Genomic DNA, 22085 nt, shown 5'->3' on the forward strand with positions numbered 1-22085 from the left:
AGTTGGCTCCAGACAGCAATGGCGCGAGTTTAACGTATTGAACGCAGCTGTGGGCGCGTTTGTAGCCGCTGCAGTCAGGCTGCGCTGGCCCGCTTGTGCACTGGAGATATTCAGTGTGGTCGAGGGCCAGCGCAGCCTGCGGCAGCGGCTACGGTGGAAGGTTTCAAGGCGGGCGCCGTCAGAACGGCGCGGGGCACTCGAAGCGCACGCGCTCACCGGTGGTGGGGTGGGTGAAGCTCAGCATGCTGGCGTGCAGGCACAGCCGCGGGTACGCCGCCAGGGCCTCGGGGTGCGCATACAGGCCGTCGCCCAGCAGCGGGTGGCCGATGGACAGCATGTGCACGCGCAGCTGGTGCGAGCGGCCGGTGATTGGCGTCAGCTCCACGCGGCACCAGTCGCCGCAGCGCTCCAGCACCTTCCAGAAGGTCAGGGCGTGCTTGCCCTGCTCGTGGTCCACCACGTGGCGCGGCTTGGTGGGCGGGTCGTAGCGCAGCGGCAGGTCGATGCTGCCACTGTCCAGTTCCGGCTGGCCCCAGGCCAGGGCGGTGTAGGCCTTTTCGGTTTCGCGGTCATGAAACTGCCGCGACAGCTCGCGGTGGGTGTCGGCGTCGCGGGCCAGCAGAATGATGCCCGAGGTTTCCCAGTCCAGGCGGTGCACGATGCGCGCCTCGGGGTAGCCGTTTTCCTGCAGGCGGGTGATCAGGCAGTCCTTGTTGTCCTCGGCACGGCCAGGCACCGACAGCAGCAGGGTCGGCTTGTTGATCACCAGGATGGCGTCATCCTGATGCAGGATGTGGATGTTCGACAGCGGCATTGAAATTGTCTCGGTAGAAACGCCAACGGCGATTGTCGGTATTCCCACCAGGGGACACCGGCAATCGCCGCGGGTGCTGCCAGGCCGTGTTAGCGGTCAGGCAGGGTGATGTTGAGTTCCAGGATCGAGCAGCTGCCCTGGTTTTCCAGCGCCACCTGTACGTCCTCGTTGCCGATATTGACGTACTTGCGGATCACTTCCACCAGCTCCTTCTGCAGGGCAGGCAGGTAGTCCGGGGTGCTGCGCTGGCCACGTTCGTGCGCCACGATGATCTGTAGACGCTCTTTCGCTACCGACGCGGTATTGACCTTTTTGGAACGAAAGAAGTCAAAAATGCTCATCAGTTACCCCCAAAGAGCCGCTCAAAGAATCCTTTCTTCTGCTGTTCGAGGAAGCGGTGTTCCACGTTCTTGCCCAGCAGTCGGTCGACGGCGTCGCTATAGGCCTGGCCGGCGTCGCTCTGGTCGTCGAGGATGACCGGCACGCCCTGGTTGGAGGCCTTGAGCACCGCCTGGGACTCGGGAATCACGCCCAGCAGGGTCACCGACAGGATCTCCTTGACGTCTTCCACGCCCAGCATCTCGCCCTTGCTCACGCGCTCGGGGTTGTAGCGGGTCAGCAGCAGGTGTTCCTTGATCGGGTCTTCGTTGCGCTCGGCGCGGCGCGACTTGCTGGCCAGCAGGCCCAGCATGCGGTCCGAGTCACGTACCGAGGACACTTCGGGGTTGGTGACGACGATGGCTTCGTCGGCGAAGTACATGGCCAGGTGGGCGCCAGTCTCGATGCCCGCCGGGGAGTCGCAGACCACGAACTCGAAGGTTTCCTTGAGCTCCATCAGCACTTTTTCCACGCCTTCCTTGGTCAGCGCGTCCTTGTCACGAGTCTGGCTGGCCGCCAGCACGTACAGGTTCTCAAGGCGCTTGTCCTTGATCAGGGCCTGCTGCAGGTTGGCTTCGCCGTTCACCACGTTGACGAAGTCGTACACCACGCGGCGTTCACAGCCCATGATCAGGTCGAGGTTGCGCAGGCCCACGTCGAAGTCGACGATGACAGTCTTGTGGCCGCGCAGGGCCAGGCCGGTACCGATGGCGGCGCTGGTGGTGGTCTTGCCCACACCACCTTTGCCGGATGTAACCACGAGAATCTTGGACAAGGTGTATCACCCCTAATGAAAAAGGATTGCTAGTCCCTGAATGAAAGCATGACTTGTAAACAACTGCAGTCGGCAGGCCGTGATAATGGCCGTTTGCCGCCAAGTTTAAAAGTTGTACGGAAAATGGCGGCAGTATCCGTTAAAGGCGGGTGATGTTCAACACATCACCAGACAAGCTGACTTGTACGCCTGCCCCCCACAAGGGGTCGCGGCGCAGGTCTTCCGAGACCTTGTACTGGCCGGCGATGGACAACAGCTCGGCGCCCAGGTGCTGGCAGAAGATGCGCGCCTTTGTGTCGCCCTTGATACCCGCCAGGGCACGGCCGCGCATTTGGCCGTACACATGGATGTTGCCATCGGCCAGAAGTTCCGCACCGGAGCTGACGGTGGCCATGACCACCAGGTCGCCCCCCGGAGCATAGACCTGTTGGCCGCTGCGCACCGGCAAGGTAATGATTTTCGTCGGATTTACCACCGGCGCCGGCGGTTTTTCCGGCGGCTTGGGCTTGGGCGGCTCCAATTCTATCGGCCGTTCGCGCGCGCCCGACGGCGGCAGCACCGGCAGGTCGATGGCGATGGCGGCGGCAATGTCCTCGATGCGGCTGGCGCGAATGGCCAGGGTGCGCAGGCCATGCTGGCGGCACACGCGCATCAGGCCGGGCAGGTCGACCGCCCCTTCACTGGCCGGCAGCTTGTCCAGCGCCAGTACCAGCGGGGTGTTGCTGAAGAAATTCGGGGCCTGGGCAACCTTGGCCGCCAGCTGGCGGTCCAGGCCTTCAAGGTTGTTGCGGGCCAGTTCCAGCACGGTGATGGCGAGCATGCTGCCCTTCAGCTGGAACACGTTTTCCTGGTCTAGCGGTTCGGTCTGGCTCATGGTCGGCAAAAAGGCGCCTTGTAACGAAAAGTGCCGAGACTTATAACGAGAACGCCCGCCAGCCGCAAGCCGGGCGAACCCATGTAGAATGCGCGGCCATGTTGTCTGTCCGGAATCTGTAATGGATCGCCCGCGTTTTAACCGAACCTTTCTTCACCCCCGTTTCTGGCCGCTGCTGCTGGGCCTGGGCCTGTTGTGGCTGGTGGTGCAGCTGCCGTACCGCGCCTTGCTGGTGATCGGCCGCCTGCTGGGCCTTGGCATGTACCGCATCGCCGGCGAACGCCGCCGTATTGCGGCGCGCAATCTGGAGCTGTGTTTCCCCGAACTACCGCTCGTCGAAAGAACCCGTTTGCTCAAGGAAAATTTCGCTTCCACTGGCATCGCCTTCTTCGAAATGGCCATGAGCTGGTGGTGGCCAAAGGCCCGCCTGGCGCGGCTTGCGCACATCGAAGGGCTTGAACATTTACAGGCTGCCCAGCAGGCCGGAGAGGGTGCCATCCTCATGGCACTGCACTTCACCACCCTGGAAATCGGTGCCGCGTTGCTGGGCCAGCGCCACACCATCGACGGCATGTACCGCGAGCACGGCAACCCGCTGTTCGACTTCGTCCAGCGCCAGGGCCGCGAGCGTCATAACCTCGATTCCCTGGCCGTGGAGCGCGAGGACGTGCGCGGCATGCTCAAGCTGCTGCGCAAGGGCCGCGCCATCTGGTATGCCCCCGACCAGGACTACGGCGCCAAGCAGGGCATTTTCGTGCCGCTGTTCGGCATTCCGGCGGCCACGGTCACGGCCACGACCAAATTCGCGCGGCTGGGCAAGGCCCGGGTCATTCCCTTCACCCAGCAGCGTCTGGCCGATGGCAGCGGCTACCGGCTGGTGATTCACCCGCCGCTGGCGGATTTCCCCGGCGAGAGCGAAGAGGCCGACTGCCTGCGCATCAACCAGTGGGTGGAAGCCTCGATTCGCGAGTGCCCGGAGCAGTACCTGTGGGCGCACCGGCGCTTCAAGTCGCGGCCGCCGGGCTCGCCTAGACTCTACGAAAAGCGCCGCCGGTAGCCCGTCGCAGCGACTGTCTTTGTGGGAGCTGGCTTGCCAGCGAGCTGTTGGGGCCCTGAAAGCTCGCTGGCAAGCCAGCTCCCACAGGATGTTTGCCGCTACAGGAGCACGCAATGCCTGCAATCACAGGCCTGATCCTCTCTGGCGGTGGCGCCCGCGCCGCCTACCAGGTGGGCGTGGTGGCGGCTATCGCGCAGCTGCTACCCACCGACGCCCCCAACCCTTTCCCGGTGATCGTCGGCACCTCGGCCGGCGCCATCAACGCCGTGACGCTGGCCAGCGGCGCCCGTCAATTCGTGCCCACGGTGCAGCGCCTGGAAGCGTTCTGGCGCGGTTTCGCCAGCCACCAGGTGGTGCGCAGCGACTGGCCCGGCGTGGTGCGCCAAGCCAGCCGCTTCATCCGTCACAGCCTGTTGGGCATTGGTGGCAGCGTGCCGGTGGCGCTGGTGGACAACGCCCCCTTGGGCGCGCTGCTGCGCGAGCGCCTGGACCTCACCGGCATCGAGGGCGCCCTGGCCGCTGGCGTCCTGCATGGGGTGGCGGTGACGGCGTTCGGCTACAGCTCCGGGCAGGCGGTGACCTTCTACCAGGGCAGCCGCGGCATCCAGCCCTGGCTACGCCACCGCCGTATCGGCGTGCCGACCCGCCTGACCGTCGAGCACCTGTTGGCCAGCGCCTCCATCCCACTGCTGTTCCCGCCGGTGCGCATTGGCGATGACTTCTACGGTGACGGCGCCATGCGCCAGTCCGCGCCCATCAGCCCGGCGCTGCACCTGGGCGCCGAGCGGGTGCTGGTGGTGGGCGTCAGCGGCAACGCCCGCGGCCCGGACGGCGGCCAACTGGCCGGCAGCGACCAGCAGCCGAGCCTGGCGCAGATCGGCGGGCACCTGCTCAATAGCGCCTTCATCGACAGCCTGGAAGACGACCTGGAACTGCTGCAGCGCCTCAACCAACTGGGGCGGTTGTTGCCGGCCGACGTGCACAGCGCGCCGCTGGGCTTGAACCCGGTGGAGGTGATGGTGGTGTCGCCCAGCCAGCCGCTGGACGAGATCGCCGCGCGGCACCGGCATGAACTGCCAGCGGCGTTGCGTCTGTTCCTGCGCGGGCCGGGGGCGACGAAAACCAGTGGGGCGGGGTTGCTGAGTTACCTGCTGTTCGAGGCGGGGTATTGCAGCGAACTGATCGAGTTGGGGCGGCGCGATGCGCTGGCCAAGCAGGCTGAAATCCTGGCCTTCCTCCAACCGCTATAACCGTCTGTGGGAGCTGGCTTGCCAGCGAGTTTTTCGGGCCTCAACAGCTCGCTGGCAAGCCAGCTCCCACGGGTGGGGTCAGGCCGTCAGGCGGTCGTCGCGGAAGTCGCGCAGGGCCTGTTCGATCTCTTCGCGACTGTTCATCACGAACGGGCCGTATTGCACCACCGGCTCGTTCAGCGGCTTGCCGGCGAGTACCAGTACCCGTGCGCCCTCGGCGCTGTCGATGCGCAGCTCGCCACTGTCACTCAAGCGCACCAGGCGGCTGGCCGCCACGCTGCCGGCATGGCCGGGCAGCTGCACCGCGCCTTCGTACACGTACAGCATCACCCGGTGCCCCTCGGGCAGGCGCGGGCTGATGCTGGCGCCGGCTGGCAGGCGCAGGTCAAACAGGTGCGGCTCGGTGTGTGGCCGCTCCACGGCGCCCAGTTGCTGCACTTGGCCGTCGTCGAAGGTGCCGGCGATGGCCACCACGTCGATGCCGGCCGGGGTGGTCAGGCGCGGAATGTCCTCGGGCTGGATGTCGCGGTAGCCGGGGGTGCCGAGCTTGTCCTTGCCAGGCAGGTTGAGCCACAGCTGGAAGCCGCGCATCACGCCTTCTTCCTGCTCGGGCATCTCGCTGTGAATGATGCCGCGGGCAGCGGTCATCCATTGCACGCCACCGCCTTGCAGCAGGCCGACATTGCCCAGATGATCTTCGTGGCGCATGCGCCCTTCGAGCATGTAGGTGATGGTTTCGAAGCCACGGTGCGGGTGCGGCGGGAAGCCGGCGATGTATTCGTCGGGGTTGTCGGAGCCGAACTCGTCGAGCATCAGGAAGGGGTCGAAGCGTTCGATGCCGGGGCCGCCGATAACGCGGGTCAGGCTTACGCCAGCGCCGTCGGAAGTGGCCTGGCCGGCTTGGATGCCGATGATCTTGCGAAATTGAGTCATTGCACAACTCCTGTAGGAGGGTGGGAATGGCTCTATTGTTACGCGGGAAATATCGAACGAATAGCGACTATTTTGGCTATCAACTATCGATGGAATTGATGCTTTGTGAAGGCGACGCCGCCTGGCGGCCGCTGCTACGGGTTTTGTAGCAGCGGCCGCCAGGCCGCGTCCGAAGCGCCGCGCTATTACTCGGCGATCTGCAGCTTGCGCGATTCGGTGTAGATGTAGCGCACCTTCTCGTACTCGAACGGCGTGTCCAGCGAGCCATAGCGGAAGCTGGTGGTGTAGCGCTTGTCCACCGCGCGCAACGCCCAGATTTCCGGGTGGCGGCTGCTTTCCTGGGACACGTTGAGGAAGTTGATCTGCGACTCGGCGCCGTAGTCGAACAGCAGGCCGGTGGTGTCACGCAGGTTCGACGGCCCGAACACCGGCAGCACCAGGTACGGCCCGGCCGGCACGCCATAGAAGCCCAGGGTCTGGCCGAAGTCCTCGGTCTGGTGCGGCAGGCCCATCTTCGTTGCCGGGTCCCACAGGCCGGCCACGCCGATGGTGGTGTTGAGCAGCAGGCGGCCGGTGATCTGCAGCGAGCGCTTGCCCTTGAGCTGCAGCAGGCTGTTGACCAGGTTCGGCACGTCGCCCAGGTTGCTGAAGAAGTTGCTCACGCCGCTGCGCAGGAAGCCGGGGGTGATGTAGCGGTAGCCGTTGACCACCGGCAGGAACACCCACTCGTCGAAGCGGTAGTTGAAGTGGTAGACGCGGCGGTTCCAGTTCTCCACCGGGTCGTAGACGTTCAGCGCGGTCAGGCTCGAACGCTCGAACTCGCGCTGGTCCAGGCCGGGGTTGAACTTGAGCTGCTTGAGCGGCTCGGTGAAGCCATCGGCGTCGGCGTGGGTCGGTTGCTCGTCGGCGTGGGCCATGCCGGCACACAGCAGTGCGGCGGCCAGGAGGAAGGTCTTAGCCACGGAAGAACTCCAGCATGGCGTCGGCGTTGACGCGGTAATTGAGGTTGCCGCAATGGCCACCGTGGGGGTAAACGGTCAGGCGGTCGCCGAACGTCTTGCGCAGGAAACCCAGGTCGCCCGGGCCGAGGATGATGTCGTCGGCGTTGTGCATCACGGCGATTTTCGGGCTGTCGTGCAGGTAGTCCTTGAGGGCGTACAGGCTCACCTCGTCCACCAGCTGCAGCAGGCTGCCGCCGTCGGTGCGGGCGCGCCACATGGGGATGACCTGGTCGGTCAGGTAGCAGTCGAAGTCGCACTGCAGCGCGCGCTTGAGGAACGGCGTCAGGCTGGTGCCCTCGGTGATCGGGAACTTGGGCGGGGTAATCAGCCCGCGGCGGTTGATCAGGTCCGAGGTGAAGGCAATGTCGGCCGCCGAGAAGCGGAACGAGGTGCCGATCAGCATGGCCATCTGCTCGTTGGACAGGTGCTGCTTGGACTGCTGGATGTCATACAGCAGGGCATCGTTGAGGTCGATGTAGCCCTTCTGCTGGAAGTAGCGGGTGAGCTTCTGCAGCACCACTTCATAGAACGTGGTGGTGTTGTTGATGCCCTTCACCTGCGCCTGCACCAGCTTGTCCAGATTGCTGATGGAGGTGTACAGGTTCACCGGCGGGTTGAGCAGAAGTACCTTCTTGAAGTTGAAGCTGCGGCGGGTCTCGTCCAGCTTGCTGACGAAGGCGGCGTCCAGCGCGCCCAGGCTGTAGCCGGTCAGGTAGAAGTCGGTGACCGGCAGCTTGGGGTTCTGCGCGCGCACGGCTTGCATCACCCGGTACAGGTCTTCGGCGTCTTCCTTGGTGACCCCGGGCGTGGCGAAGCGCGAGGCGGCGCTCATGAAGTCGTAGCTGGTGGGCGACGACAGCTGCACCACGTGGTAGCCGGCCTGGTAGTACAGCTTCTTCAGGTACTCGGTGAGGCTACTGGTGTAGGGCGCGCCGGTGCCGGCGATGATGAAGATCAGCGGCGCGGCGTGGTCCTGGTAGGCCAGGCGGTAGCGCAGTTTTTTCACCGCCCAGAAGTTGTCGGGCAGGGTGAAGTCGCGGTCCGGGCGCAGGTTCAGTGTGTGGTCGGCCTGCTTGATGTCGTCATCGGCGGGCAACTTGGGGCGCAGGTCCGGCGGCGTCGAGGCGATGGTGGCTTCGAACGGGTTGGTCAACGGGTAGCCATAGGTGGCGACGTCGACATCCTTGGCTAGCGCGGACGCACTCAAAATGAGGCCGCCCAGCAAGGCAGCGAAGTGCAGTATTCGAAGCATGACGGTGTCCCTAAAAGGCGAAAGCTAAGTGAAGTACGCAGGCTCTGACCACCGCGTTGGTGGCAAGTTGCCCAGTATGACTGCTTTTGACACGCTAAATATTGTACGGGCGTGATACACCAACAGACACAATAGCTACATTGGCTGTTTTCGCCTTGCATAACAGGGCGGGGTGGTTATTCTTGGCGCCGTTTTTCCTTTCCGGAGTGTGTCATGTCCCGCCGTACGTCGCTGATCGTGCTTTTCGTCCTGGTTGCCCTGAGCCTGGCTGCCAGCTATGGCGTGCGTTACGGGTTGATGGAGGATGCCCGCTGGGTGGGGCTGTGCAGCGACGAGGCCAGCCGCTGGGAATGCCAGCTGCGCTCGGGGCTGGGCTACCTGATTCACTTCCGGATGATTTCCATGGCGGCGCTGGCGGCCGCCGTGGTCGGCTTCCTGGTGCCGCGCTGCCTGGGTTGGTGGCTTGCGGTCCTGGCGCTGGTCATCGGCATTCCGGGGCTGGTGCTGTACAGCGCCAGCCTGGCGGTGTTCGCCGTGGTGATCGCCGGCCTGCGCCTGGTAAGACGCTGATTTGGCGTCGCCTGCATCGCGGCCAAGGCCGGCTCCTACGCGGATCGGTGTAGGAGCCGCCCTTGGGCGCGATGAGGCCCGCGCGGTTACCGCGAGATGCGCAGGCTGCGCGCCAGCGCCCACGCCATCAGGCCGCTGACAATCGCCCACCACCAGGCCTGCTGGTTCTGCAGGCCTTCAATGGCCAGCTGCACCGGAATGCCCACGGCCACGATTGCCGTCAGCAGCAGCGCCTCGGGCCTGCGCACCCGCACTGGGCGCAGCAGGTACACCAGCGCCGGCAGCACCAGCGCCGCACTCGGGAAGCTGCGGTAGCGGGCGTCGAACACCAGCGCCAGCATCATCACCGCCGCCGCGAAGCCTGCGGCCCCCAGCCACCAGCCGCCACGGCGGTCCAGCCAGGCGAACAGGCGTTCGCGCCAGCCACTGCGTTGCGCCTGGGCCAGCACGCCATGGGCCAGCACGATCAGGTTCAAGCCCACCAGCAGCACCGCCCACACCCACTCTTCGGCGAAGCGCGCGTTGATGCGCACCAGCTCGCCCCAGGCGCCCAGGCTGCCGGCACCCACGGCCGCCAGCAACGGCAGCAGCAGGGCGCTGCGGCGGCTGTTCACCCGCCCGGCAAAGGCCAGGGTGGCCAGCCACAGCAGCACGCCGGCGCCCAGCCACTGTGGCCAGAACGGCACGTTGGTGACCGGGCCCTGCAGCACGCCCTTGTCCTGGCGGTCGGCGTCGAACAGGCCCCAGTAGCCGCCCACGGCGCCTTCGCTGGCGCGCTTCCACGGCTGGTCGAAGGCCTCGATCAGGTTGTAGTGCCAGCCGCGCTGCTCGGCCATGGCCACTACGCCGCGAATAAAGCGCGCCTCGTTGACGCGGCTGGGCAGGGCGGTCTCGCGCTGGCGGCCTTCGCTGGGCCAGCCGGTCTCGCCAATCAGGATGTCCTTGGGCGCGAAGCGCTTGGCGAACTCGTCATGCACCTGGGCCACATGGGCCAGGGCCTTGTCGATGCCGCTGGGGTTGTCTTCCCAGTAGGGCAGCAGGTGGATGGTGAGGAAGTCCACCTCCGGCGCCACTTCCGGGTACTGCAGCCAGAAGTCCCATACGTCAGCGTAGGTGACCGGCTGCTTGACCTGGCTCTTCACCTGGCGAATCAGCGTGGCCAACTGCTTGCCGGTGACCTCCTTGCGCAGCAGGGTCTCGTTGCCGACGATCACCGCCGTCACCACATCGGGGTTGGCGTTGGCGGCGGCGATCAGCGCCTTGATTTCCTTCTGGGTGTCCACCGGGTTGCCGTTAACCCAGGCACCGATCATCACCTTCAGGCCATGCTTGCGGGCAAGGGCGGGGATGCCCTCCAGGCCAGTCATGGAGTAGGTGCGGATGCACTCGAAACGGGTGGCCAGCAGCGCAAGGTCGGCGTCCATGCGCTCGGGGCGCAGCTTGAACGGCTGGTCGAACGGCGACTGGTCCTTGTCGAACGGCGTGTACGAGGCGCACTGCAGTTTATGCGTGGCGCTGGCCGCGTCGGGCAGCACCACCGGCTTGCCCAGCCCGTACCAGAAACCGGCGAGGGCAAGCAGACCGAGCACACAGGCAAACAGGTACGGCAACAGGGAGGAACGGGATGTGGCGGGCATTGGCTATTTTCGTCAGGCAACAAAGCCGCGCATGTTACCTGTATTTGCCCGGCGCTTATGCATTCACCATGCAAAGTTCGGGCAGACGACCGTTGGTCGGTGGCGCTAATGGCAAGGTGATGTCGTTTCTCGCTGCCTCAAGGTCGCAGCCAGAGCAGGATGCTCGGCCCGCGAGGTTGATGATCACTGGGCACTACAAGGCGATTTGCCAGCGCCGTGCACGCCAACGATGCTCGACCGTCGTCGAGCGCAGCCTTTTGGGGAAGTCTGGATGAAGATGAAGAAAATCCTGGGAGCGGCCACCGCTCTGGTACTTGCTGCAAGTTCCACCCTGGCCAGCGCCGAGACCAAGCCAACGTTGAGCATCGGCTATGTCGATGGCTGGTCCGACAGCGTCGCCACCACCTTCGTGGCCTCGGAAGTGATCAAGCAGAAGCTGGGCTACGACGTGAAACTGATGCCCGTGGCCACCGGCATCATGTGGCAGGGCGTGGCCACCGGCAAGCTCGACGCCATGCTGTCGGCCTGGCTGCCGGTTACCCACGGCGAGTACTGGGCCAAGAACAAGGACAAGGTGGTCGACTACGGCCCCAACTTCAAGGACGCCAAGATCGGCCTGATCGTGCCCGAGTACGTGGCCGCCAAGTCCATCGCCGACCTGAAGACCGACAAGACCTTCAAGGACAAGATCGTCGGCATCGACGCCGGTTCCGGCGTGATGCTCAAGACCGACCAGGCCATCAAGGACTACGACCTGACCGGCTACAAGCTGCAGGCCAGCTCCGGCGCCGCCATGACCGCCGAACTGGGCCGCGCCTACGACAAGCATGAATCCATCGCCGTGACCGGCTGGGTGCCGCACTGGATGTTCGCCAAGTGGAAACTGCGCTTCCTCGACGACCCGAAAGGCGTGTACGGCGCGGCTGAAACCGTGAACAGCATCGGCAGCAAGGAACTGGACACCAAGGCGCCGGAAGTGGCTACCTTCCTGAAGAAATTCCACTGGAACTCCAAGGACGAAATTGGCGAGGTGATGCTGGCCGTGCAGGAAGGCGCCAAGCCTGAAGCTGCGGCCAAGGACTGGGTCGCCAAGCACCCTGACCGCGTGGCAGAGTGGACTGCTAAATAACCCGCAACCGCTCTATACCGCAACTTCCAGAACCGCCGGGGTTAATAGCCCCGGCGGTTTTTTCGTTTCAGTGCGATGGCGAGCGGGTTTTATTATTGTCATAAGTAAGCTAAGCAACTATGTCGACTGGCAAAGCGGTAATGTCGATCTAATACTAAGGTCGTCTGGAGCCGCTTTCACAGCAGCCTAAAGTGGAACAGCGTCACCCCATCTGTGCTGCGAGGATAAAAACAATGAACGACAGCATTTACCTATCGATACAAAACAGCCCGCGCTTCAAGGAGCTGGTGCAAAAAAGGGAACGATTCGCCTGGATACTCTCGGCGATCATGCTTGGGCTTTATGCGGCGTTCATTCTACTGATCGCCTACGGCCCCCATATATTGGGCGCCAAACTGACCCCCGAATCGTCTATCACCTGGGGTATTCCCATTGGTGTCGGGCTGATTCTCAGCGCATTCATATTGACGGGCATCTACGTGCGCCGTGCCAACGGCGAGTTCGATGACCTGAACAAGGAAATTCTCAAGGAGGCGCAACAATGATCAAGCGATTATTGGCCAGCCTCGGCCTCCTTGGGTTCGCCCCGGCGCTGTTCGCCGCGGATGCCATTACCGGCGCCGTGCAGAAACAGCCACTCAACGTCTCGGCCATTGTCATGTTCGTGGTGTTCGTGGGCGCCACCTTGTGCATCACCTACTGGGCCTCCAAGCGCAACAAGTCCGCAGCCGACTATTACGCGGCGGGGGGGCGCATCACCGGTTTCCAGAACGGCCTGGCCATTGCCGGTGACTACATGTCGGCGGCGTCTTTCCTGGGTATTTCGGCCCTGGTGTTCACCTCTGGGTACGACGGCCTGATCTACTCCATCGGCTTCCTGGTGGGCTGGCCGATCATCCTGTTCCTGATCGCCGAACGCCTGCGCAACCTGGGCAAATACACCTTTGCCGACGTGGCTTCCTACCGCCTGAAGCAGACCGAGATCCGTACCCTGTCGGCCTGCGGTTCGCTGGTGGTGGTGGCGTTCTACCTGATCGCGCAGATGGTCGGCGCCGGCAAGCTGATCCAGCTGCTGTTCGGCCTGGACTACCACGTGGCCGTGGTGCTGGTGGGCATCCTGATGTGCCTGTACGTGCTGTTCGGCGGCATGCTGGCCACCACCTGGGTGCAGATCATCAAGGCCGTGCTGTTGCTGTCGGGTGCCACCTTCATGGCGCTGATGGTGATGAAACACGTCAACTTCGACTTCAACACGCTGTTCTCCGAAGCCATCAAGGTTCACCCCAAGGGCGAGGCCATCATGAGCCCCGGCGGCCTGGTGAAAGACCCGATCTCGGCGTTCTCCCTGGGCCTGGCGCTGATGTTCGGCACTGCGGGCCTGCCGCATATTCTGATGCGTTTCTTCACCGTGTCCGACGCCAAGGAAGCGCGTAAAAGCGTGCTGTACGCCACTGGCTTCATCGGCTACTTCTACATCCTCACCTTCATCATCGGCTTCGGCGCCATCCTGCTGGTCAGCACCAACCCGGCGTTCAAGGACGCGGCTGGCGCGCTGCTGGGCGGCAACAACATGGCGGCGGTGCACCTGGCCGATGCCGTGGGCGGCAGCATTTTCCTGGGCTTCATCTCGGCCGTGGCCTTCGCCACCATCCTGGCGGTGGTCGCCGGGTTAACCCTGGCCGGCGCCTCGGCGGTGTCCCATGACCTGTTCGCCAGCGTGATCAAGAAGGGCAAGGCCAACGAGAAAGAAGAGATCCGCGTCTCGAAAATCACCACCATCGCCCTGGGGATCCTGGCCATCGGCCTGGGCATCCTGTTCGAGAACCAGAACATTGCGTTCATGGTGGGCCTGGCGTTCTCCATCGCCGCCAGCTGCAACTTCCCGGTGCTGTTCCTTTCCATGTACTGGAAACGCCTGACCACCCGTGGTGCCATGATCGGCGGTTGGCTGGGGCTGATCAGCGCCGTGGGCCTGATGATCCTGGGCCCGACCATCTGGGTGCAGATCCTCGGCCACGCGAAACCCATTTACCCCTACGAATACCCGGCGCTGTTCTCCATGATCATTGCCTTCGTGGGTATCTGGTTCTTCTCCATCACCGACAAGTCCAAGGCGGCCGATGATGAACGGGCGTTGTTCATGCCACAGTTCGTGCGCTCGCAAACCGGCCTGGGCGCCAGCGGGGCAGTGGCCCACTAAGTTATAAAGCGCGTAATGAAAAGGCAGCCCTCGGGCTGCCTTTTTTGTATGGCTTTTTACCGGTTATATCCTGCCGAGCAATACCAGTATCAGCAGTACCACCAGCACTACGCCGATAATGCCCGATGGCCCGTAACCCCAGCTGCGGGAGTGCGGGAATACAGGAAGACCACCGATCAACAGCAGGATGAGAATGATGATAAGTATGGTGCCCATGGCGTTATCCTTTATTCGACTTTTGGGGTGCAGGCTTTTAGCGTCAGGAAAAAGCGTGACGGCTTATTAAGTCCGACTCTGGGGTTCGTAAAAAAGTCCGAAAATATTTTGCCCGCCGTTTACCGAACTTCCCCCACCCCCACAAACAACACCCCCCGTAGCAGCTGCCGAAGGCTGCGTCCCCAGCCCCGCGGTGCCCCGGACGCAGCCTTCGGCAGCTGCTACGGGCCGGGGTGCGTCCTACAAGCGCGGAAACAGTTTCGGAAACGTCTGACTTGAGCCTCGGGGGGCAGCGGGGCTAGTCTCCGGGGCGTCGCTGTACGCAGGAGGGTTTTTACCCTGCTGGGCGCGCTCTCCTTCCCAGTCTTGCACACCTGTGTGCAGCGGCCACCCTATCGAGTGCAAACGAGGGGTGGCGGCTTTATCAACCAAGGAGAAGCAATCATGAATGACCTCACCCAACTCACCCCCTTCGGCCCCACCGACAGCACGGGCCAACCCATGTTCGCCGTCAACCCCGGCATCCCCGCCGAAGACGCCCTGGCCCAGGTTTCCCTGTTGCTGGGCTACGCCCACGCCACCGCCTACGAAATCGCCGACAGCGACGCCACCCACGACAAGGCCTTCGCCCGCGCGGTGCTGCCGCTGCTCACCAAGGCCAAGGCGCTGGTAGACGCCTGCGTCTGAAATATCACCGTTCCCGCACGGCATCATGACCGCTGATCCCGTGCGCAAAACCTGATACCCGTAGCAACCACTGTCCATGTGGGAGCTGGCTTGCCAGCGAGTTTTTCGGCCATCAACAACTCGCTGGCAAGCCAGCTCCCACAGGCGCCTTCGTGCGGCAGTTTTTACGGGGTTGGGTTCAGCGCCGCATTGCGCGCGTGGCGGTAGTCGCTGACGGCTTCGTATACGGCCTTGCGCAGGCGGTTGATGCCGCCGATGGGGCGGTGGGCCTCGATGCCGTGCCAGGGGTTGAACGAGAGGTTGTCGCACATCAGGTTCTGCGCCGGGGTGTCGAAGTCCTGGGGTGGCACGCGGATCATGGCCACGGTCTGGAACGGCGCGTCGCTTTCCTTCCATTGCACGCTGGTGTCTTCGATGGGCATGTACTTGCGCGCATCCTGGCGCTGGATCTGCAGCATGAAGCACGCCGGCTGCTGGTCGGTGGTCAGCTGCTGGTGCAGGGCGGTGCGCAGGAAGTTGGGCAGGTCCTGGTTCTGCTTCGCCACGGTGTAGGGCGGGCAACTGCCGGGGTCGGGCACCACGCGGAACTTGGCGTTGGCGCTGCCGAACTTGTACGGCGACACCGAGTAGTAGGTGGCCAGGGTAGGGCTGGCGGGCGCGTCGGCCAGGGTGGCCTTGGCGATCAGCAGGTGGCGCAGCTGCCAGCTGCGCGGGTCCCAGCTGGGGAAGAAGGCCAGCACCTGCTTGCCGTCGGCCTGGGCGCCGATGTTCTGCCGGTATTCGGCCACGTCGCTGACGAAGAAGTTGGCGTGGTTGAACATCACGAAGTCCTGCTCGTGCTTGCCCGCCTGGTCGGCCATCAGTTGCTGGCCGGGTACGTCGAGCAGCTTGATGGCCATGCCGCGGGCGTCCTGCAGCTGGTCGAACTGCGGGTAGGCGTTGCCGTTGGACAGGCGCATCCAGGCCTGCCAGACCTTGCCCGGCTGGGCGAACACGCCCTGGCGCAGGTCGGCCGGCAGGTTCTGCGGCACGCTGACTTCGGCGGTCACGCAACCGTGGGCCTTGGCGTGGGCGTCACGCAGGTAGCGAGTGGGCTCGCGGTGCTGGTCGACGATGCGGATGGCGGTCTGGATGATGTCCTGGGTCATGGCCGCCTCGCCGGGCGGCACCTGTTCCTCAGCCGGCACGGGGCCGGAGAATTTCCACGCGTAGTAGCCGTAGCCGATGGCAAAGCCCAGGGCGCCAAGCACCAGTAGCCACAGCGCCAGCTTGAACAGGCCGCAGCCCAGGCGCAGCCACAGGCGGCCGAAGAAGCCCGGCAGGCGGGACGAGTCGCTGAACATCATGGCAATTTTTCCTCGAGCGGGCCGCCCAGAACTTTCAGGTATTCGATGAGTGCGCGGCGTTCTTCCGGGGCCAGGTAGCGGCCGATCACGCCACGCTGACGCGGGCCGTCGCGGAATTCGTGGCCGCTGTTGTGGTTGCCGGTGATGGCGGTGTCGTACAGGAAGGCGCCGTCGAAGCGCGCGGTGTGGTAGCCCAGGTTGGCCGGGTCGTATTCCAGGCTGCCACGGTAGAACGTGCGCTGGCGTTCATCTTGCGGCGACAGCAGCTGGTACACGCTGGGCACCGAGCCGTTGTGCAGGAACGGTGGGGTGGCCCACACGCCGGCCAGGGGGCGAGCTTTATAGGCCAGCACTTCCAGCACGCCGATCGGCAGGCCGAAGCCGTTGTAGCGGGACTGGTCGGCTTCACTGATGCCGGCGGCCTTGTAGGCGTGCCGCTCCACGAACGCGGTGACGTACGCCAGGCCCTGGGCCACCGAGACCTTGGTCAGGTCCAGCGGGCCGGGGTCGGGCTGGAGGGTCACGTTCAGGCCCTTCAGGTCTTCGGGCGTCCACTTCAGGCTGCTGACGTCGTAGCGGTAGGTGGCGATATTGTTGGCGGCGGTGGGGTCGGTGCCGATGGTTTGCGTGGGTACCAGCACCATCTGGCGCACCGGGCGCCCGCTGCTCTTGTCAGTGGGCGGCACGTGGCAACCCGCGCAGTTGTCGGTGAACAAGGCGTGGCCCGCTGCAGCCTTCTGCAGGTCGACCTTGCCGAGGATGTCTTCGGGCCAGGCTGGCGCCTTGAGGTGCTGCAGTGCGGTTTCGATGCTGTACAGGTCCTTGACCCGCACGCTGGAGGCATAGCGGTCGTCGCCGGTCAGCGGCTGGCCGTGCTCGTCGAAGAACTTCAGGGTGGCGCCCACGCCCAGGGATTCACCGACGTTGCGGGCCATGGGCTGCTGCGCCGAGCCGGTCCACTGCACCCAGTCGAAGGTCCAGATGTCCCACAGCTGCGGGTAGTCCACCGGGGCGTTGGCCACCCGGTAGTTGGCGGGCGAGATGGCGTCGCCGAAGGTGGCGTTGGCGATGCGCCCGAAGGCGTCGGTGCGGCCGGGGCCTTCCTGGGTGGGGTAGAGGTTGCGGTGCCAGTCGTTCCAGGCGGTGTGGGCGAAGGTGTCCAGCGAGGCCTTGAACTGCTTGCGCAGCAGGTCGCGGTCGCTGTCATAGCGCTCGCCGAGCACGCGGTGGGCGAAGCGGCTCCACTTCCACGGGATGTAGTAGGTGGCCGCCAGGCTCGACACCAGCGCCTGGCCAAAACTGCCGCCCTTGAGCGTCGGTACGCTGGAAGGCAGCACGTGCTGGGCGGTGCCGCCGTCGATGCGCACGGCCTGGCGGTTCAGGCGCAGCTCGCCGGTGTGGCAGGCGGCGCAGGTGATGTCCAGGTACTCGGCGTTGTCACCGTCGTTGCGGTGGCGGGCGAAGCCTACCGGCAGGTTGCCGGGGTTGGCGGCGCTGGCCTGCTGGTGCGGCTCGGTGAGGAAGCCGAAGCGCGCCAGGTACTCGGGGGCGGCGAAGCGGTCCTGGGAGAACGGCAATTCTAGGTTGGTGAACCAGTCGTAATGCAGGCCCTTGACCTGGGTGCCCTGGGGCGTGAAGTAGTACAGCTGGCGGTCGGCGGCGCTCCACTGGTCCAGGTAGCGCAGGGTCTGCGCCGGCTCGTAGCGGGGCAGGTTGGGGCGCGCGGTGTAGTACAGCACCACCGCCAACACGACGAAAAGGCCAAACAATAGCACCAGCAGGGCGCGGGAGACGAAACGCACGGCAGACATCCATATCAGGGAAACAGTCCCCTTTTATGCCTGATTATATATACAGTGGCAAGTGGCTATTCCCCTGTTTTATGTACTACTTTGTATCCTGTGGGAGCTGGCTTGCCAGCGAGCTGTTGAGGCCCCTGAAAGCTCGCCGGCAAGCCAGCTCCCACAAAGGCGGCTTTGTTTTGGTGCGTGTGCTGCATGCAGGTGCACCGAACGCGGCCCGGGCCTGGGATAACCCTCGCGAAAACGCGGCCTCGGCGTTCTGGCGCGGCCTTTGCACTGCCTCCATCATCCGCAGTCAACGTCGATTGCACCCATCACGACAAAGGCGCCGTGTTGCCCCCGCTCAATAGAGCGCGGTGGCAGCCGGCGCCTTTTTGTTTTTCCAGGTCGAGGCAGGCCCATGAGCAGTACCACGGTTCGCAGTGTGTGCCCCTATTGCGGTGTTGGCTGCGGCATCATCATGAGCGTCAGCGCTAACCGCGTGACCAAGGTGGCCGGCGACAAGGCCCACCCCACCAATTTTGGCCGGCTGTGCACCAAGGGCAGCAGCTGCCACCAGCCGCTGGCCGACAGCGGCCGCATGGAGCACGCCTACGTGCGTAGCGAGCGGGCCCGCGACCCGGCGCGCACGCCCATGGCCCAGGCCATCAGCGCCACCGCCCGGCGCCTGCGCGCGCTGATCGATGCCCATGGGCCGGACGCCGTGGCCTTCTATGTCAGCGGGCAGATGTCGCTGGAAGCGCAGTACCTGGCCAACAAGCTGGCCAAGGGGTTCATTCGCACCCGCCACATCGAGTCCAACTCGCGGCTGTGCATGGCCAGCGCCAGCAGCGGCTACAAGCAGTCGCTGGGGGCCGATGGGCCGCCGGGCTCCTATCAGGATTTCGACCAGGCCGACCTGTTTTTCGTCAGCGGCGCGAACATGGCCGACTGTCATCCCATCCTGTTTTTACGCCTGCTGGACCGGGTCAAGGCGGGGGCGCGGCTGATCGTGGTGGACCCGCGGCGCAGCGCCACGGCGGACAAGGCCGACCTGTTTCTGCAGATTCGCCCGGGCACCGATCTGGCGCTGCTCAACGGCCTGCTGCACCTGCTGCTGCACAACGGCAAGGTCGACCAGGCCTTCATCGCCCGTCACACCCAGGGCTGGGAGGCGCTGCCCCAGTTCCTGGCCGACTACACCCCGGCTAACGTGGCGCAGCTCACTGGCCTTGCCGAAGCGGATATCCGCACGGCCGCCGACTGGATCGGCGAGGCACCCAACTGGATGAGTTGCTGGACCATGGGCTTGAACCAGAGCACCCACGGCACCTGGAACACCAACGCCCTGTGCAACCTGCACCTGGCCACCGGCGCCATTTGCCGCCCCGGCAGCGGGCCGTTCTCGCTGACCGGCCAGCCCAATGCCATGGGCGGCCGCGAGATGGGCTACATGGGCCCGGGCTTGCCCGGGCAGCGCTCGCTGCTGGTGGCACGCGACCGCGCCTTCGTTGAGCAACAGTGGCAGTTACCGCCGGGCACCCTGCGCAGCGACACCGGCGCCGGTACCATCGATATGTTCGAACAGCTGCGCAACGGCGCCATCAAGGCCTGCTGGATCATCTGCACCAACCCGGTGGCCAGCGTGCCCAACCGCCAGCGGGTGATCGACGCCCTGCAAGCCGCCGAACTGGTGATCACCCAGGACGCCTTCCTCGACACCGAAACCAACCGCTACGCCGACATCCTGCTACCCGGCGCCCTGTGGGCCGAGGCCGAAGGCGTGATGATCAATTCCGAGCGCAATCTCACGCTGATGCAAAAGGCCGTGGACGCGCCCGGCGAGACCTTGCCGGACTGGCAGATCATCGCCCGCGTGGCCTGCGAAATGGGCTTTGAGGCCGCGTTCAGTTACCCCAGCGCCGAAGCCGTTTTCGAGGAGATCAAGGGTTTCCACAACCCCGACACCGGTTACGACGTGCGCGGCGCCGATTACCCGCGCCTGCGCCAGACGCCGCTGCAATGGCCGTGCGAGCCGGGCCGCGGCGACGACCGCAACCCGGTGCGCTACCTCACGCCCGACGGCCCGCGCTTTCCCAGCGACGATGGCCGCGCGCGCTTCTTCGCCCGGCCGCACATGGCCCCCGCCGAACTGCCCGACGACGACTTCCCGCTGGTGCTCAACACCGGCCGCGTGCAGCACCAATGGCACACCCTGACCAAGACCGGCAAGGTCGCCAGCCTCAACAAGCTCAACCCCGGGCCGTTCGTGGAAGTGCACCCCGAGGACGCGGCGCGCCTGGGCATCGCCGAGCACGACCAGGTGCGCCTGCAAACCCGCCGCGGCCACGCGGTGCTGCCGGCGCGGCTCAGCGACCGGGTGCTGCCGGGCAACCTGTTCGCGCCGTTCCACTGGAATGATCTGTACGGCGACGACCTGGCCGTCAACGCCATGACCAGCGACGCCATCGACCCAGTGTCATGGCAGCCGGAGTTCAAGTTCAGCGCCGTGGCCCTGAGCAGGGTCAGCGGTCCCTTGATACCCACGGTCGAAGCCGGCGCTTGCCAGCCTGACGCGGTGGTGCCCGAGCAGTGGGTGCTGTGGGCCTCCCAGACCGGCAACGCCGAGGCCTTGGCCAGCCTCTGCGGTGAGCAGTTGCGGGGTGCGGGGCTGCAGGTGCAGGTCAACTGCATGGACGAAGTCAGCCTGCCGCAATTGCGCCAGGCGCGCAGCGTGCTGTTGATCACCAGTACCTTCGGCGACGGTGACGCGCCGGACAACGGCAGTGGGCTATGGGCCGCATTGCAGGAGGGGGGCGCCGAGCAGTTGGCCGGGGTGCGCTATTCGGTCCTGGCCTTGGGCGACAGCAGCTACGAGCAGTTTTGCGGCTTCGGTCGCAAACTCGACGCCCGCCTGCAACATTTGGGCGCCACCACGCTGGTGCCGCGCATGGACTGCGAGCCCGACTACCAGGAGGTCGCCGAGCAGTGGCTGGGCCAGATCAACCTGGCGCTGACGGGCACTGCGCCAGTCCGGCCTGCGGTGGCCAGGGACTACAGCGGCTACAGCCGCCAGCGCCCCTGCCAGGTGCGCATCAAGCACAACCGCCTGCTCAACGCGGCGGGCGCGGAAAAGGAAACCCGGCAGATCGTTTTCGACCTCTCCGACACCGGCCTGCACTACCAGGCCGGCGACGCCCTGGGCGTGTGGCCCACCAACTGCCTGACCCTGGTAGAGGAACTGCTCGCCGCCCTGGGCCTGGACAGCAGCCAGCACGTGCAGGTGCCTGACCAGGGCGAGATGGCCCTGGCCCAGGCGCTGCACAAACATTACGAGATCACCCGCATTACCCCGGCCTGGCTCACGCTGGTGGCCGAGCGCAGCGGCAGCGCGCGGCTGGCGGAGTTGCTGGCGGTGGACAACAACGACGGCTTGAACCAGTGGCTATGGGGCCGGCAGCTGCTCGACCTGCTGGACGAATTCCCCACAGAAGTCAGTACCGATGAATTGCTGGGCCTGCTCAAACCGCTGCAACCACGGCTGTACTCCATCAGCTCCAGCGCCCAGGCCACCCCCAACGAGGTGCACCTCACGGTGTCCACCGTGCGCTACCGCCACAACGACCGCGCACGCAGCGGCGTGTGCTCGGCGTTCCTCGCCGACCGCGCCAGCAACGGCCTGGTGTCGATTTTCGTGCAGCCGTCCAAGCACTTCAAAGTGCCCGCCGACCCCGCCGCGCCGATGATCATGGTCGGCCCCGGCACCGGCGTCGCGCCGTTCCGCGCCTTCTTGCAGGAGCGCCAGGCCAGTGGCGCCAGCGGCCCCAATTGGCTGCTGTTCGGCGAGCAGCGCCAGGCCACCGATTTCTACTACCGCGACGAGCTGGAGCGCTGGTTGCAGCAGGGCCACCTGCAACGCCTGGACACGGCTTTTTCCCGCGACCAGGCGCAAAAAGTCTACGTGCAGCAGCGCATGCTGGAGCAGGGCGCGCAGCTGTGGGCGTGGCTGCAGCAGGGCGCGCACTTCTACGTGTGCGGCGACGCCAGCCGCATGGCCAAGGACGTCGACGCGGCGCTGAAGGCGGTGATCGCCGAGCACGGCGGCGTGGACGCCGAGGCGTACGTGGCGCAGATGAGCAAGGCCAAGCGCTACCTGCGCGATGTGTACTGAAACGAGGCACGGCG

19 protein-coding genes are annotated in these 22085 nt (G+C 65.0%); 8 read left to right on the forward strand and 11 right to left on the reverse strand.

Annotated elements, in window-relative coordinates:
* Window positions 1–178: 178 nt before the first annotated feature.
* The 4 genes from ACWKWX_RS14940 to minC form a co-directional block, all read right to left on the reverse strand.
* Complete coding sequence (locus ACWKWX_RS14940; RefSeq protein WP_027977289.1) at window positions 179–814, reverse strand: RluA family pseudouridine synthase; 636 nt, start codon at window positions 812–814, stop codon at window positions 179–181.
* An 89-nt stretch (window positions 815–903) separates the two neighbouring features.
* The gene (minE, locus tag ACWKWX_RS14945) at window positions 904–1155 is read right to left on the reverse strand and encodes a cell division topological specificity factor MinE (RefSeq protein WP_008366588.1); all 252 of its coding nucleotides are present in this window, start codon (window positions 1153–1155) and stop codon (window positions 904–906) included.
* Window positions 1155–1967 (reverse strand): septum site-determining protein MinD, encoded by an 813-nt coding sequence (minD, locus tag ACWKWX_RS14950; RefSeq protein WP_027977290.1) that lies wholly within the window; start codon window positions 1965–1967, stop codon window positions 1155–1157. The genes minE and minD overlap by 1 nt, the downstream gene beginning before the upstream one ends.
* Before the next feature lie 139 nt (window positions 1968–2106).
* Entirely contained in the window at window positions 2107–2850 is a 744-nt protein-coding gene (gene minC / locus ACWKWX_RS14955; protein ID WP_416422953.1) for a septum site-determining protein MinC, read from the reverse strand.
* 112 nt (window positions 2851–2962) lie between these two features.
* On the opposite strand from minC, the gene ACWKWX_RS14960 reads away from it, so the two are divergent.
* Window positions 2963–3898: a lipid A biosynthesis lauroyl acyltransferase gene (locus ACWKWX_RS14960; RefSeq protein WP_416422954.1), complete on the forward strand. Its 936-nt coding sequence runs from the start codon at window positions 2963–2965 to the stop codon at window positions 3896–3898.
* Window positions 3899–4011: 113 nt separating this feature from the next.
* The gene (locus tag ACWKWX_RS14965; RefSeq protein ID WP_483828197.1) at window positions 4012–5148 is read left to right on the forward strand and encodes a patatin-like phospholipase family protein; all 1137 of its coding nucleotides are present in this window, start codon (window positions 4012–4014) and stop codon (window positions 5146–5148) included.
* Between the two features lie 78 nt (window positions 5149–5226).
* On the opposite strand, the gene ACWKWX_RS14970 is transcribed toward ACWKWX_RS14965, so the two are convergent.
* The 3 genes from ACWKWX_RS14970 to ACWKWX_RS14980 all read right to left on the reverse strand — a co-directional run bounded on the left by ACWKWX_RS14970 (window position 5227) and on the right by ACWKWX_RS14980 (window position 8334).
* A complete protein-coding gene (locus ACWKWX_RS14970; RefSeq protein WP_483828198.1) occupies window positions 5227–6081 on the reverse strand; it encodes a pirin family protein in 855 nt (284 codons plus the stop codon).
* 185 nt (window positions 6082–6266) lie between these two features.
* Window positions 6267–7043 carry an MlaA family lipoprotein gene (locus ACWKWX_RS14975; RefSeq protein ID WP_473005647.1) on the reverse strand — a complete coding sequence of 259 codons (777 nt, stop codon included), beginning with the start codon at window positions 7041–7043 and terminating at the stop codon, window positions 6267–6269.
* Complete coding sequence (locus ACWKWX_RS14980; protein ID WP_416422958.1) at window positions 7036–8334, reverse strand: serine/threonine protein kinase; 1299 nt, start codon at window positions 8332–8334, stop codon at window positions 7036–7038. The genes ACWKWX_RS14975 and ACWKWX_RS14980 overlap by 8 nt, the downstream gene beginning before the upstream one ends.
* A gap of 213 nt (window positions 8335–8547) precedes the next feature.
* Here ACWKWX_RS14980 and ACWKWX_RS14985 point away from each other — a divergent pair, with 213 nt between their 5' ends.
* Window positions 8548–8904, forward strand: a complete 357-nt coding sequence (locus ACWKWX_RS14985) for a hypothetical protein (RefSeq protein WP_416422959.1) — start codon at window positions 8548–8550, stop codon at window positions 8902–8904.
* Window positions 8905–8990: 86 nt separating this feature from the next.
* Here the strand turns inward: ACWKWX_RS14985 and ACWKWX_RS14990 are convergent, their stop codons facing one another.
* A complete protein-coding gene (locus tag ACWKWX_RS14990) occupies window positions 8991–10541 on the reverse strand; it encodes a glycoside hydrolase family 17 protein (RefSeq protein WP_483828199.1) in 1551 nt (516 codons plus the stop codon).
* 271 nt (window positions 10542–10812) lie between these two features.
* Here ACWKWX_RS14990 and ACWKWX_RS14995 point away from each other — a divergent pair, with 271 nt between their 5' ends.
* The 3 genes from ACWKWX_RS14995 (at window position 10813) to ACWKWX_RS15005 (ending at window position 13870) form a co-directional block, all read left to right on the forward strand.
* Complete coding sequence (locus tag ACWKWX_RS14995) at window positions 10813–11670, forward strand: glycine betaine ABC transporter substrate-binding protein (protein ID WP_416422961.1); 858 nt, start codon at window positions 10813–10815, stop codon at window positions 11668–11670.
* 233 nt (window positions 11671–11903) lie between these two features.
* Window positions 11904–12215 carry a DUF485 domain-containing protein gene (locus ACWKWX_RS15000; protein WP_416422962.1) on the forward strand — a complete coding sequence of 104 codons (312 nt, stop codon included), beginning with the start codon at window positions 11904–11906 and terminating at the stop codon, window positions 12213–12215.
* Complete coding sequence (locus ACWKWX_RS15005) at window positions 12212–13870, forward strand: cation acetate symporter (RefSeq protein ID WP_416422963.1); 1659 nt, start codon at window positions 12212–12214, stop codon at window positions 13868–13870. Before ACWKWX_RS15000 ends, ACWKWX_RS15005 begins: the two co-directional genes overlap by 4 nt.
* Window positions 13871–13933: 63 nt before the next feature.
* Here the strand turns inward: ACWKWX_RS15005 and ACWKWX_RS15010 are convergent, their stop codons facing one another.
* Window positions 13934–14086, reverse strand: coding sequence for a DUF3309 family protein (locus tag ACWKWX_RS15010; protein ID WP_009045034.1), 153 nt, complete (start codon window positions 14084–14086; stop codon window positions 13934–13936).
* Window positions 14087–14530: 444 nt separating this feature from the next.
* Here ACWKWX_RS15010 and ACWKWX_RS15015 point away from each other — a divergent pair, with 444 nt between their 5' ends.
* Window positions 14531–14773 carry a DUF3077 domain-containing protein gene (locus ACWKWX_RS15015; RefSeq protein ID WP_483828200.1) on the forward strand — a complete coding sequence of 81 codons (243 nt, stop codon included), beginning with the start codon at window positions 14531–14533 and terminating at the stop codon, window positions 14771–14773.
* 164 nt (window positions 14774–14937) lie between these two features.
* On the opposite strand, the gene ACWKWX_RS15020 is transcribed toward ACWKWX_RS15015, so the two are convergent.
* Together ACWKWX_RS15020 and ACWKWX_RS15025 are read right to left on the reverse strand one after the other, a co-directional pair.
* A complete protein-coding gene (locus tag ACWKWX_RS15020) occupies window positions 14938–16119 on the reverse strand; it encodes a catalase family protein (protein ID WP_483828201.1) in 1182 nt (393 codons plus the stop codon).
* Window positions 16116–17921: a di-heme-cytochrome C peroxidase gene (locus tag ACWKWX_RS15025; RefSeq protein ID WP_483828202.1), complete on the reverse strand. Its 1806-nt coding sequence runs from the start codon at window positions 17919–17921 to the stop codon at window positions 16116–16118. Before ACWKWX_RS15025 ends, ACWKWX_RS15020 begins: the two co-directional genes overlap by 4 nt.
* Before the next feature lie 400 nt (window positions 17922–18321).
* On the opposite strand from ACWKWX_RS15025, the gene ACWKWX_RS15030 reads away from it, so the two are divergent.
* Window positions 18322–22071: a sulfite reductase subunit alpha gene (locus ACWKWX_RS15030; RefSeq protein ID WP_483828203.1), complete on the forward strand. Its 3750-nt coding sequence runs from the start codon at window positions 18322–18324 to the stop codon at window positions 22069–22071.
* The last annotated feature ends 14 nt before the right edge of the window (window positions 22072–22085 follow it).

Source organism: Pseudomonas imperatae, assembly GCF_057128625.1.

Excerpts from the sequence above, each read along its gene's own strand:
- ACWKWX_RS14940 (WP_027977289.1), bottom strand. The coding sequence starts at position 814 with ATGCCGCTGTCGAACATCCACATCCTGCATCAGGATGACGCCATCCTG.
- minE (WP_008366588.1), bottom strand. The coding sequence starts at position 1,155 with ATGAGCATTTTTGACTTCTTTCGTTCCAAAAAGGTCAATACCGCGTCG.
- ACWKWX_RS14960 (WP_416422954.1), top strand. The coding sequence starts at position 2,963 with ATGGATCGCCCGCGTTTTAACCGAACCTTTCTTCACCCCCGTTTCTGG.
- ACWKWX_RS14965 (WP_483828197.1), top strand. The coding sequence starts at position 4,012 with ATGCCTGCAATCACAGGCCTGATCCTCTCTGGCGGTGGCGCCCGCGCC.
- ACWKWX_RS14970 (WP_483828198.1), bottom strand. The coding sequence starts at position 6,081 with ATGACTCAATTTCGCAAGATCATCGGCATCCAAGCCGGCCAGGCCACT.
- ACWKWX_RS14980 (WP_416422958.1), bottom strand. The coding sequence starts at position 8,334 with ATGCTTCGAATACTGCACTTCGCTGCCTTGCTGGGCGGCCTCATTTTG.
- ACWKWX_RS14985 (WP_416422959.1), top strand. The coding sequence starts at position 8,548 with ATGTCCCGCCGTACGTCGCTGATCGTGCTTTTCGTCCTGGTTGCCCTG.
- ACWKWX_RS14990 (WP_483828199.1), bottom strand. The coding sequence starts at position 10,541 with ATGCCCGCCACATCCCGTTCCTCCCTGTTGCCGTACCTGTTTGCCTGT.
- ACWKWX_RS14995 (WP_416422961.1), top strand. The coding sequence starts at position 10,813 with ATGAAGATGAAGAAAATCCTGGGAGCGGCCACCGCTCTGGTACTTGCT.
- ACWKWX_RS15000 (WP_416422962.1), top strand. The coding sequence starts at position 11,904 with ATGAACGACAGCATTTACCTATCGATACAAAACAGCCCGCGCTTCAAG.
- ACWKWX_RS15005 (WP_416422963.1), top strand. The coding sequence starts at position 12,212 with ATGATCAAGCGATTATTGGCCAGCCTCGGCCTCCTTGGGTTCGCCCCG.
- ACWKWX_RS15010 (WP_009045034.1), bottom strand. The coding sequence starts at position 14,086 with ATGGGCACCATACTTATCATCATTCTCATCCTGCTGTTGATCGGTGGT.
- ACWKWX_RS15015 (WP_483828200.1), top strand. The coding sequence starts at position 14,531 with ATGAATGACCTCACCCAACTCACCCCCTTCGGCCCCACCGACAGCACG.
- ACWKWX_RS15020 (WP_483828201.1), bottom strand. The coding sequence starts at position 16,119 with ATGATGTTCAGCGACTCGTCCCGCCTGCCGGGCTTCTTCGGCCGCCTG.
- ACWKWX_RS15030 (WP_483828203.1), top strand. The coding sequence starts at position 18,322 with ATGAGCAGTACCACGGTTCGCAGTGTGTGCCCCTATTGCGGTGTTGGC.